11 protein-coding genes are annotated in these 11553 nt (G+C 62.5%); 7 read left to right on the top strand and 4 right to left on the bottom strand.

All coding sequences use genetic code 11. The features are described 5' to 3' along the window. The first annotated feature begins 24 nt into the window (after nucleotides 1–24). From KW849_RS25675 to KW849_RS25650, 6 genes are all read left to right on the top strand, one after another. Nucleotides 25–1386, top strand: coding sequence for an NAD(P)/FAD-dependent oxidoreductase (locus tag KW849_RS25675; RefSeq protein ID WP_218431968.1), 1362 nt, complete (start codon nucleotides 25–27; stop codon nucleotides 1384–1386). Further along, on the top strand, nucleotides 1386–1796 hold the full coding sequence (locus tag KW849_RS25670; protein WP_003201555.1) for a RidA family protein: 411 nt from the start codon (nucleotides 1386–1388) through the stop codon (nucleotides 1794–1796). The genes KW849_RS25675 and KW849_RS25670 overlap by 1 nt, the downstream gene beginning before the upstream one ends. A 10-nt stretch (nucleotides 1797–1806) precedes the next feature. Further along, entirely contained in the window at nucleotides 1807–2481 is a 675-nt protein-coding gene (locus KW849_RS25665) for a DUF1028 domain-containing protein (protein WP_218431967.1), read from the top strand. Continuing rightward, the gene (gene argE / locus KW849_RS25660) at nucleotides 2474–3643 is read left to right on the top strand and encodes an acetylornithine deacetylase (RefSeq protein ID WP_218431965.1); all 1170 of its coding nucleotides are present in this window, start codon (nucleotides 2474–2476) and stop codon (nucleotides 3641–3643) included. Before KW849_RS25665 ends, argE begins: the two co-directional genes overlap by 8 nt. Nucleotides 3644–3678: 35 nt before the next feature. After that, a complete protein-coding gene (locus KW849_RS25655; RefSeq protein ID WP_218431963.1) occupies nucleotides 3679–4719 on the top strand; it encodes an ABC transporter substrate-binding protein in 1041 nt (346 codons plus the stop codon). A gap of 240 nt (nucleotides 4720–4959) precedes the next feature. Further along, the gene (locus tag KW849_RS25650; RefSeq protein ID WP_218431961.1) at nucleotides 4960–5997 is read left to right on the top strand and encodes a GGDEF domain-containing protein; all 1038 of its coding nucleotides are present in this window, start codon (nucleotides 4960–4962) and stop codon (nucleotides 5995–5997) included. On the opposite strand, the gene KW849_RS25645 is transcribed toward KW849_RS25650, so the two are convergent. The 4 genes from KW849_RS25645 to KW849_RS25630 all read right to left on the bottom strand — a co-directional run bounded on the left by KW849_RS25645 (nucleotide 5994) and on the right by KW849_RS25630 (nucleotide 10152). After that, the gene (locus KW849_RS25645; protein ID WP_218431959.1) at nucleotides 5994–6353 is read right to left on the bottom strand and encodes a cupin domain-containing protein; all 360 of its coding nucleotides are present in this window, start codon (nucleotides 6351–6353) and stop codon (nucleotides 5994–5996) included. The genes KW849_RS25650 and KW849_RS25645 overlap by 4 nt on opposite strands. 14 nt (nucleotides 6354–6367) lie before the next feature. Continuing rightward, nucleotides 6368–7765, bottom strand: a complete 1398-nt coding sequence (locus tag KW849_RS25640) for an FAD-binding oxidoreductase (RefSeq protein ID WP_218431957.1) — start codon at nucleotides 7763–7765, stop codon at nucleotides 6368–6370. 70 nt (nucleotides 7766–7835) lie between these two features. Beyond that, nucleotides 7836–9119, bottom strand: a complete 1284-nt coding sequence (locus KW849_RS25635; RefSeq protein WP_218431954.1) for a glycosyltransferase — start codon at nucleotides 9117–9119, stop codon at nucleotides 7836–7838. A 100-nt stretch (nucleotides 9120–9219) separates the two neighbouring features. Continuing rightward, nucleotides 9220–10152 (bottom strand): GntR family transcriptional regulator, encoded by a 933-nt coding sequence (locus KW849_RS25630; protein ID WP_218431952.1) that lies wholly within the window; start codon nucleotides 10150–10152, stop codon nucleotides 9220–9222. 279 nt (nucleotides 10153–10431) lie between these two features. Here KW849_RS25630 and KW849_RS25625 point away from each other — a divergent pair, with 279 nt between their 5' ends. Next, a complete protein-coding gene (locus KW849_RS25625; protein WP_218431950.1) occupies nucleotides 10432–11487 on the top strand; it encodes a spermidine/putrescine ABC transporter substrate-binding protein in 1056 nt (351 codons plus the stop codon). Nucleotides 11488–11553: the final 66 nt, after the last annotated feature.

The following is an 11553-nucleotide window of genomic DNA, read 5'->3' as shown; positions in this document are numbered from 1 at the left end:
GTGATCAGAATCGAGGCGGCAGCCATGACCGACCTGAATCAAACCACCTTTCAGAAGTGCACAGCCATGACAGTTGACAAGACCGAAATTGATACGCTTGTAGTTGGCGCCGGCCAGGCCGGCGTGGCCATGAGTGAACACCTGAGCAAGCTCGGCGTGCCTCACCTCGTGCTGGAGCGCAATCGTATCGCCGAAGCCTGGCGCACCGGCCGCTGGGATTCGCTGGTGGCCAACGGTCCGGCCTGGCACGACCGTTTTCCGGGGCTGGAGTTCGACGGTCTGGACCCGGATGCCTTCGCCGGAAAAGAGCAGGTGGCCGAGTACTTCGAAGCCTACGCCCGCAAGTTCAATGCGCCGATCCGCACGGGCGTTGAAGTCAAGAAAGTCGAACGCAATGCCGACCGTCCGGGCTTCACTGTTGAAACCTCAGATGGCGTGATCGAGGCCCGCCACGTAGTGGTCGCCACCGGTCCATTCCAGCGCCCGGCCATTCCGCCGATTGCTCCGGAAATCGCCGGCATCAGCCAGATTCACTCCGCCCAATACTACAACCCGCAGCAACTGGCCGAAGGCGCGGTGCTGGTGGTGGGAGCCGGTTCCTCTGGCGTGCAGATCGCCGATGAGCTGCAACGCTGCGGCAAACAGGTCTACCTGTCGGTCGGCGCCCACGACCGTCCGCCGCGTGCCTATCGCAACCGTGATTTCTGCTGGTGGCTGGGGGTGCTCGGCGAGTGGGACGCCGAAGCCATGCAACCGGGCAAGGAGCACGTGACCATCGCCGTGAGCGGTGCCCGTGGCGGCCACACCGTGGACTTCCGCCGGCTGGCCCATCAGGGCATGACGCTGGTCGGCCTGACTCAATCGTTCAACGGCGCTGTGGTGAGTTTCGAAGACAACCTCGCCGACAACATCCGGCGTGGCGATGAAAACTACCTGGCACTGCTCGACAAGGCCGACGCCTATATCGAGCGCAATGGCCTGGACCTGCCGCTGGAACCCGAAGCCCGGGCCATGCTGGCGGACCCGGATTGCGTGACGAATCCAATCCTGGAACTGGACCTGCTCAAGGCCGGCGTCACCACCATCATCTGGGCCACCGGTTACTCCACCGATTACAGCTGGCTGAAGGTCGACGCCTTCAAGGACAACGGCAAGCCACGGCACCAGCGCGGCGTGTCGGCCGAGCCAGGCGTGTATTTCGTCGGATTGCCTTGGCAGTCCCGTCGTGGCTCCGCGTTTATCTGGGGCGTTTGGCACGACGCCAAGCACATCGCCGATCACATCGTTAAACAGCACACCTATCTCAACTACCGGGATGCGACCCAACGTCAAGCCGACGCCGCCCGTGCACCCATTCAGAAAGCCAGCCTCATGGGAGTTCGTTAATGCCTACTCATACCCGCATCCGCATGTTCAACACCAAGGACACCTACCCGAATCAGACGCTGGACAACGACCTGTGCCAGGCCGTGCGTGCCGGCAACACCGTGTATGTGCGTGGTCAGGTCGGCACCGATTTCAACGGTCAACTGGTGGGCCTCGGTGATCCGCGCGCCCAGGCCGAGCAGGCCATGCGCAACGTCAAGCAACTGCTCGAAGAGGCAGGCAGCGATCTGAGCCATATCGTCAAGACCACCACTTACCTGATCGACCCGCGCTACCGCGAGCCGGTGTACCAGGAAGTCGGCAAATGGCTCAAGGGTGTGTTCCCGATCTCCACTGGCCTGGTGGTCAGCGCCCTCGGCCAGCCGCAGTGGCTGATGGAAATCGACGTGATCGCTGTCATCCCTGAATAAGGAATTGGCCATGACTTTTTCCATCGTGGGTCGCTGCGCCGAGACCGGCCAACTAGGCATTGCCATCAGCTCTTCGAGCATTGCCGTCGGCGCGCGCTGCCCCTGGCTGCGGGCCGGTGTCGGCGCGGTATCGAGCCAGAACATCACGCTGCCGGCCCTCGGCCCGCAGATCCTCGATGAACTGGCGGGCGGCTCGGCGCCACCCCAGGCGCTGGACCATTCATTGACCCGCAACGGCTACAGCCAATACCGCCAGGTGGCGGTGGTCGATGCCCACGGGCGCACGGCGGTGTTCAGCGGCAACCATGCGCTGGGCATCAACAACGCTGTGGCCGGTGAGCAATGTGTGGCGGCCGGCAATCTGCTGGCCAACAGTGGGGTGATCGAGGCGATGGTCGCGGCGTTCGAAAACAGTGAAGGCTGCCTCGCCACCCGACTGATGAACGCCTTGCAGGCCGGGCAGGATGCCGGTGGCGAAGCCGGCGCGGTGCACTCGGCGGCGCTGTCGGTGGTCGGTGACCTGACCTGGCCGATGGTCGACCTGCGGGTGGATTGGGCCGATGAAAACCCGATTGGCGAGCTGGGCAAACTGTGGATTGCCTACGAGCCGCAATTGCAGGACTACCTGACCCGCGCCCTCAATCCGACCCTGGCCCCCGCGTATGGAGTGCCCGGCGATGAGTGAGTTGCGCAGCCGCGCCATGCTCGCGCGACTGATCGGGTTCGCCACGGTCAGCCGCGATTCGAACCTTGCGCTGATCGAGTTCGTGCGCGACTACCTGCACGAACTGGGCGTGGATTGCGAACTGATCTACAACGCCGAGCGGACCAAGGCCAATCTGTTGGCCACGGTCGGCCCGCGTGTGGCCGGCGGCATCGTGCTGTCCGGTCACACCGACGTGGTACCGGTGGACGGCCGGGCCTGGACGGTCGAGCCGTTCTGCCTGAGCGAAGCGGACGGCAAGCTGTATGGGCGCGGCACAGCGGACATGAAAGGTTATCTGGCTTCGGTGCTGGCCGCTGTGCCGGTGTTTCTCGCCAGCCCTTTGAAGCGCCCGGTGCACCTGGCGTTTTCCTATGACGAAGAGGTCGGCTGCCTCGGCGTGCGCGGCTTGCTGGAAGTGCTGCCGCAACGCATCCCGGCGCCAGCGTTGTGCCTGATCGGCGAGCCGACCGAACTCAAGCCGGTGCTCGGCCACAAGGGCAAACTGGCGATGCGTTGCCATGTGCGCGGCGCCGCCTGTCATTCCGCCTACGCGCCTTATGGGGTCAATGCCATCGAGCAGGCCGCGCGCCTGATCGGTCGGCTGGGCGACATCGGTGCCACCCTGGCCCGGCCGCCATTGCACGACAAGCGCTTTGATCCGGCGTTCTCGACCGTGCAGGTCGGAGTGATCCAGGGCGGTACGGCACTGAACATCGTGCCAGCGGACTGCCGTTTCGATTTCGAGATCCGCGCCTTGCCGGACTTCGCCCCGCAAGTGGTCGTCGATGAACTGCAGGACTACGCCGAGCAGACGTTGCTGCCGGCCATGCAGGCCGTGGACACCGATACCGGTATCCGCTTTGAAGAAATCTCGGCCTATCCCGGCCTTGCGACACCTACCGATAGCGCGGCGGCCCGGCTGATTGCCCGGCTTTGCGGCAGTGACGAGTTCAGCACCGTGGCCTTTGGCACCGAAGGCGGGCTGTTCGATCAGGCCGGCATTCCTTCGGTGGTCTGCGGTCCCGGCAGCATGGACCAGGGACACAAACCCGATGAATTTGTCAGCGTCGAACAGATGGCAGCCTGCGACCGCCTGATGGATCGCCTGGCGGCGTACTTGAGTGAATCCGAACACCCATGACAACAAAGGGTCGACAAGGCCCGAGGAAGCGATCCATGTCCAGATCCTTGCGTTGCAGTGTTCCGTTTGCCCTGGCGGTGTTGAGTGCCAGTGTGTGGGCGGCCCCCCAGGACCTCACCGTGATTTCCTTCGGTGGTGCTACCAAACAGGCTCAGGATAAAGCCTATTTCCAGCCCTTTAATGCCAGCGGCGCGGGCAACATCATCGCCGGTGAGTACAGCGGCGAGCTGTCGAAGATCAAGGCCATGGTCTCCGCCGGCCACACCAGTTGGGATGTGGTGGAAGTCGAAAGCCCCGAGCTGTTGCGCGGCTGCGAGGAGGGCCTGTTCGAGAAGCTCGATGCGGGACGCTTCGGTGATTCGGCAAACTTCGTGCCCGGTGCACTGACCGAGTGCGGGGTGGCCACATACGTCTGGTCGATGGTCATGGCCTTCGACCAGAGCAAGCAGGCCAAGGCGCCGCAATCCTGGGCGGACTTCTGGAATGTCGCCGACTTCCCGGGCAAGCGCGGCCTGCGCAAGAGCGCCAAGTACACCCTGGAAATTGCGCTGCTGGCCGACGGCGTCAAGGCGGACGACGTGTACAAGGTCTTGAACACCCCGCAAGGCGTGACGCGGGCCTTTGCCAAACTCGACCAGATCAAGCCGAACATCCAGTGGTGGGAGGCGGGCGCCCAACCGGCGCAATGGCTGGTGGCAGGCGACGTGGTGATGAGCGCGGCCTACAACGGGCGGATTGCCTCGGCGCAAAAGGAAGGCATGAAACTGAGTATCGTCTGGCCGCAGAGCCTGTACGACCCGGAATACTGGGCTGTGGTCAAAGGCACGCCGAACAAGGCATTGGCGGAAAACTTCATCGCGTTTGCCAGTCAGCCGCAGACGCAAAAAGTCTTCTCGGAAACCATCCCCTACGGGCCGGTGCATCGCCAGACCCTGCCATTGCTGCCCAAGGACGTGCAGGAGCAACTGCCGACCGCCGAGGCCAACCTGGCCGGCGCGCGGGCCGTGGACGCGGAGTTCTGGGTCGACCATGGCGAAGAGCTTGAACAGCGCTTCAACGCCTGGGCTGCGCGCTGATACAGGCACCAAAAAAACCTGTAGGAGCGAGCCTGCTCGCGATGAGGCCATCAGCTTCAACATCTTCGTTGGCTGGTCCACCGCCATCGCGAGCAGGCTCGCTCCCACAAAAAGCTGGGTGCAATACCTCGGGCGTACCGGGTTGAAATGATTGTGTCATTCGGGATGGTCGTTTTTCGGGCGTATGGTTATGCTCAGCGAGTTTGCCAATCGCCAAATAATAACAACCACAGTGAAACCATGAGCCAATCAGACACGCGTGCGACTGTTCTAGCGCAGTATCCGGAAGACTCCCGCGAGGCGGCGGCGTTGCTCAAGCAGGCAGTGCCGCTGATGGTTCGTCACAACATTGCGCCCAACCCGGTGCACTACGCGCTCTGGTACACCTACAGCAAAGGCCAGGAGCCGGAACTCAATCGGCACCTGGACCGGATGGTCAACGATTTCGACTATTTCCCGCCGGAGTCGGCCACCAAACTGTTTCGCGAGTACATCATCCGCGATGAACTGGCGGACGCCCGTTCCGGGCAACAGGATGCGATCAACCTGGTCGACGACATGGAGCGCGATGTTTCGCGCAGCGTGAAGGGCAATCAGAATTTCCAGGCCAACCTCGACCAATACCTGCAAATGCTTGAAGAGCCCGCCAACGAGCGCTTACCGAGCATCCTGATCCAGCTGCAACAAAGCACCCAACTGATGCAGAGTCAGCAGGAACACTTCCTCTCCCGGTTGCAGTCGGCGCAACACGAGATCAAAAGCCTGCGGGACAAGCTGGAGCGCGCCCAATTGGCCGCGAGCCTCGATGGCCTGACCGAATTGCTCAACCGCACTACCTTCAACCGCAAGTTCGAGCAGGCGATGAGCAACGCGGCGACCGGCGTGGCGCTGGTGATGCTGGATATCGATCACTTCAAGCAATTCAACGACCAGTACGGCCATCCCTTGGGTGACCGCGTGCTTCAGCATGTCGCCCGGGTGTTGCGAGACTCGCTGCCGGCCGAGGCCATTGCTGCGCGTTACGGTGGTGAAGAATTCTGTGTCGTGCTCAAGGATTGCCCGGATCTGGCGGTCGCCGCTGCCTTTGCCGAACGCCTGCGCCTGAAAGTCCAGGCGCTGCGGGTCAAGGCCCGAGGCACCGACACGGTGCTGGACACCATCACCGCGTCGTTCGGTGTGGCTTATGTTCAACCCGGTGACACGCCGGAGAGCCTGCTGACCCGTGCCGACGATGCGCTGTATCAGGCCAAGCGCAACGGGCGTAATCAGGTACGTTAGCCGAGGATGAAGTAGACCTTGCGCACCGGGGTGAGGTTTTCCCAGGTGCCATTGAACCCGCTGGCGACCACGAACGAATCACCGGGGCCGAACGTGCGCGCGACGCCCTCGGCATCGGTCAGACGCACCGTGCCTTGCAGAATGTGGCACAGCTCATCGTAATCACACTGGCAGCGCTCCCGGTGCGGTCCGGCCTCCCAGATGCCGGCCACGGCGTTTTTCCCGGGTGCCACAAAGTGCCGCCAACTCTTGCTGCGATAAGGTGCGTCGACCACGGCTGGGTCGTTGATTTCAGTTTCACGGGGGGCAAGCTCGCTGGCGAAGTCGAGGACATGCCGGGGCAGGGCTGTGGACATGGTGGTCTCCCGGATCAGGAATCGAAGCCGATGCCAAAGGCATCGAAGGTCTTGAGCAGCCAGTCGCGGTGACCGTCGCGGTCTTCGCGCGCCAGTGAGCGTTGGGCCAGTTTCACGCCGGCATAACGCAAGGGTTCGGGGGGAAAGCGGAACGGCGCCTTGGAGGTCATCAGCAGCTCGGTGCGTTCGGTGCGCTCGCCGGCCAGCAGGTCGAGCATGTTCAGTGCAGCGAAACGGCTGGCGGATACCCCTTGCCCGGTGAAGCCCAAGGCATAGGTGACGCGGCCCTGGTGCTCGCAACCGGTGAACATCGTGGTGCGCGCGGAGGTGTCGATGATGCCGCCCCAGGCATGGCTGAAACGCACATCGCCCAGGGCCGGAAAAGTCTGTTGAAATTGTTCGGCCAGGCGCTGGAAGCTTTGCGGGCGCTGGGTCAGTGCCTCGTCGCGGCGTCCGCCGAAATGGTAGATGGCATCAAAGCCGGCCCAGAGAATGCGGTTGTCGGCGGTCTTGCGCAGGTAGTGGAACTGGTTGCCGGCGTCGGCGATGCCGTAGCGGCCGGTCCAGCCGATGGCTTGCAGCTGTGCATCGCTCAAGGGTTCGCTGACCAGGCTGTAGTCGTAGACCGGGATCACGCTCGATGCCAGATGGCCGAGCAACGGCGGGGCGATGTTGGTGGCGAGGGCGATCTGCCCGGCGATCACTTCGCCGCTTACTGTACGCAGGCGCAAATTGTCTTTGTCCGCATCCAGTTTTAGGACCGGGCTGTTTTCGAACAGTTGAATGCCTTGCTCAAGGCACACGCGGCGTAGTTCAGCGGCCATTTTCGCCGGGTTGAGCAGGGCGTAATTGGGCTCGAACAGGCCGGCCACATACGCCGGTGAATCAAGTTTCTGTGTCAGATCGCGGCCTTCCAGCCACTCGCACTCGATACCGAACCGCGCATAGTTGCGCTGCATCGAGCGCAGCCCGTCGACCTGCCACGGCTGGCTGGCGACGCTGAGTTTGCCCTGGCGCTCGAACTCGACGTGCATGCCAAAGCGCTGCAGGTCGGCGGCCAGTTCATCGAGGTTCTGCCGGCCGAGGCGGATCAGTTGCTCTGCTTCATCCGGCCAACGCTTGAGCGCGTTGGACACCCCATGGGAGATGCTCGGCGCGCAGAAACCGCCGTTGCGCCCGCTGGCCTCACCGCCGCAGCGTCGCGCCTCGATGATCGCGATGCTCAGCCCAGGGTTGCGCTGGCGCGCCAGCAGCGCCGTCCATAATCCGGTAAAGCCACCGCCGACCACCGCCAGGTCGAACTGCACTGTGCCGGTGACGGAGGGTGCGGCAGGCGGCGGGGTGACGGTGTCCTGCCAGAAGGGATGGGGCAGGGCGTGGTCGAGCGCATCGAGATGCGGTGGGGCATTCATGCTGAAACTCCGGCGGTGTGTCGGGTAGCGACGATTGCGTTCGGTTGTCCGACGGTTTTTGTTGTTTTGGCTAGAGGTCTGGCAGCTCAAGAATGGCGCGCGCGGCAATGTCGGTGCCGCGGGTCGCTTGCATGCGCTCGCTGAACGATTTGAGGCGTTGTTTCATCGCTTGGTCGGCCAGCAGCTGTTCGAGGGCGGTGGGCAGGGCGGCCACGGGATCGGCAAAGCGCGGCAGGTAGCGGCCGACACCGACTTCTTCGGCGCGGGCGGCGTTGTCGTGGCCGTCCCAGCAATAGGGGATGATCAGCGACGGCAGCCCGAAATACAGCGCTTCGCAGAAGCTGTTGTTGCCACCGTGATGGATGAACGCATCGCATTCCTTGAGCACCGCCGGCTGGGCAAACCAGCTGTCGAGGTACACGTTGTCCGGCACGGTGGTGTACATGTCGCGGTAGGCGCCGACGTTGACCAGGAAGCGGTACGGCAAGGTTTCGATTGTGCTGATCAGGCGCTTCATCATCCCGGTGTCGGCGGCACCGAGGCTGCCGAAGCTGAGGTAGATCAGCGGCGCGTCGTTGTGCCGTGGAAAGTCCGGCACGATGTACGGCGCTTCCCGTCGTACGCAACCGTCGAGGTAGACGTAGCGCTGCGGATCGAGCGGTTGCTGGCGTTCATAGCGCACTGGCGTCGGGGACAGCAGCAGGTTCAGCCATGGGGAGTCAGTGAGGAACTGCCCCGCTGGGCACGGCGCCGTATGGTTGCTCAGAAGAAACTGCAAAAAACGTTCATGAGCCGGTGCGACGGCCTTGAGGTACTGCTCGGTGTAACGCTCGCAGGCCTGGGTGTCACTGGCCAGGCACCCGGACAGGTAGGGCGGAATGGCCGCATCCGGCAGTTCGGTTTCAGCGCAGGACACCACTCGCACCCACGGGCAACCGGCATTGGCGATGGCCGGGAACATCACCACGTTGTCGAGCACGATCACGTCGGGCTTGAGGCGGCCGAGCAACTGCTGCAAGGGTTTCTCCGCTTCGATGGCGGTGTCGATGATCGCTTCCCAGGCCGGTGCCACGTAGCTGTCGATCTGTGCCAGCGGGGTCTGGTCGAAGTAGGGAATGCTGCGCTCGATGAAACGTTCCCAGTAGTGCTGGTGTTCCGCCGCCGACAACGGGCTCGCTTGCGGAATCGGGTACTCGTCGAAACCGTATTCGGCGAACAACCCCTGGAAATGCTCATGGCAGATGAACACCGGCCTGGCGCCCAGCTCGCGCAGCGACTGAGCGATACCAATGCAGTTCAGGGCCGCGCCGAAACTGGCTTCCGGAAACAGGGCGATCAGTTTTTGTTTTTGCATGGCGAGGGACTGTCCATGGCGGGTCAGACCCGCCGCTCCTGAAGGTGTTTTTGATGCTGTCTTATTTTTAAAAAAAAATCATCATTTTTTTACGAGCCGGTTAACGACGCCCGAACAGATGACTCTGCGGGATGCCACGGTTGGCGGTCTGCGGGCGCTGCGCGGCGCTCAGGCGCAGGTGCAGGCGCAGCAGGTCGGCGGCGATCTCCATCTGCCCGCGTTCGATCTGCGCGATGATTTGCAGGTGTTCGCGCAGGGCTTCCTGCAGGCGGTGCACGCTCACCGATGGCAGCAGGTTCGGCAAGCGGCGCAGGCCCTGATGCTGGAGCAGGGCGTCGCTGATGAAACGATTGCCGCAGCTCTGGGCCAGCAGTTCGTGGAAGCTGATGTCCAGTTCGCGAAACTGCTGGATGTCGAAGTCTTCCACGGGGCTCGAGAGCAGGCTTTGCATGGCGCTGCGCAGCAGGGCAAGGCGTTGCGGGTCGGCATTGAAGCTCGGGCTGAGCAAGGCTTCGGGTTCGAGAATCAGGCGGAATTTCAGGCTTTCTTCAAGGGCGGCCAGGCTGTTGAGCGACGGGCGAAACAGCCAGGACTGGCCGGGGCCGCGCTCGATGGCCTGGCTTTCGCTCAATTGCTGCAAGGCCTTTTGTGCCGCCGGCCGGCCGATGTCGTAGCGGCGCATCAGTTCGCTGATGCTGATGCTGTCGCCCAGGCGCCCGGCCATACGGTCACGCAGCACTGAGGCGGCCAGTTCTTCTTCCTCGGCCTGGGGCAGGGCGGCGTTGAACGCATGGCCTGTCGGCGATGCCAGCAATCGGTAGCCCTTGCCGGCTTCATGACTCAGCAGGTTTTCTTCCAACAGCACTTTCAGTGCGCCGCGAATCAGCGTGCGCGAGACCTGGAAGGTCCGGGCCAGGGCCTGTTCGGCCACCGGGTCGCCAGCCACCAGGCCGCTTTCCTGAGTGTGCTCGAGGATGCGCCGGGCCAGTTCCAGGTGATTGGTGCGCGGTTTTTTTTCGGCTGTTGTGCTCAAGCGTCTTATCTCGGTTCGGTCGCAGGCGAATCAGGTGCTCATCTTATGCCATGCGTCGCTCAATGGTCAGGGTGTAACACCCTGGCGGTGTACGCCTTCCCCTGTAGGAGCTGCCGCAGGCTGCTCCTACAGATATTCCGCTATCTGCGAAGAGCCGGAAAAAAGCGTTGACATCTTTTGATACTGGTCCTAATTTCTAAAAAAAAACACCAGCAATCGTTTCTCGTTTTGCCGTACTGCCTTCGAACACAACAATAAACAATCGTCGGGTGAGTATTTATGAGCAAGCTGAATGATCTTCTGTGCGTGGGGTTGGCCGTTTCCCTGGCGATCGCTTCACAGGCTGCAAGTGCGAAAGACATGGTGATTTCCATCTGGGACGGCTACATGGCCCCGGATGCGCTGGAGAAGTTCAAGGCTGCCAGCGGTGTGGACGTCGACAAGGCGCTGCACGCCACCAACGAAGAAATCATGGGCAAGCTGATGGCGTCCGGTGGTGAAGGTTATGACGTGGTGTTCGTCTCTTCGCCTTTCGCCGAAGTCCTGCGCAAGCAGGGGCTGCTGGCGGACATCGATCCGGTCAAGGTCCCCAACCTGAAAAACCTCTACCCCGAAGCCACTCACCTGGAATATGACCAGGGCAACCGGTTCTCCGTGCCTTACACCTGGGGTACCACGGGCATCTGCTATCGCTCCGACAAGGTGACGCCGGCGCCACAGAGCTGGAACGAGCTGCTCAATCCGAGCGATGCCCTCAAGGGCAAGGTGACGATGCTCGCCACCGATCGCTGGATGCTCGGTGCCGGTTTCCTCGCCAAGGGCTGGTCGGTCAACGACAGCGACCCTGCGCAAATCGCCGCTGTTCGCGACCAGTTGATCGCCACCAAGAAACGCATTCTCTCCTTCGACGACACCACCTTCTATTCCAAGCTGGCCTCCGGTGAATCGCTGATGGCCCACGCCTGGGACGGCTGGTGCAACTACGGCACCCAGGCCAACGCGGCGATCAGGTTCGTGGTGCCCAAGGAAGGTTCCGATCTGTGGGTGGACACCATGGTGGTGCTCAAGAATTCGAAGCACCAGGACGAAGCTTTCAAGTTCATCAACTTCATGCTGGCCAAGGACAACCACGCCTGGGTCGCTGAAAACATCCTCTACAAAGTCCCCAACCAGGCGGCCATGGCCGGGTTGTCCGCAGACCTGCTCAAGCAATACCCCAACCTGACCATCGCCCCCGCGGAACTGCTGAAAATGGAGCAATTGCGCGACCTGGGCGGTACCACGCAAAAGGCCTACACCCGCGCCGTCACCGAAATCATGGCGGCGCAGAACTGACGCCACGTCGATCCGAGGCATGCCCGGCATGCCTCGCCACGCTCGCAAGCCGCCTCTGTCCTGAGG

Origin of the sequence: Pseudomonas sp. PDM26 (genome assembly GCF_019219185.1) — a bacterium.
In the GTDB taxonomy this organism is placed as follows: Bacteria; Pseudomonadota; Gammaproteobacteria; order Pseudomonadales; family Pseudomonadaceae; genus Aquipseudomonas.
This window is presented reverse-complemented; position numbering and strand designations above follow the sequence as displayed.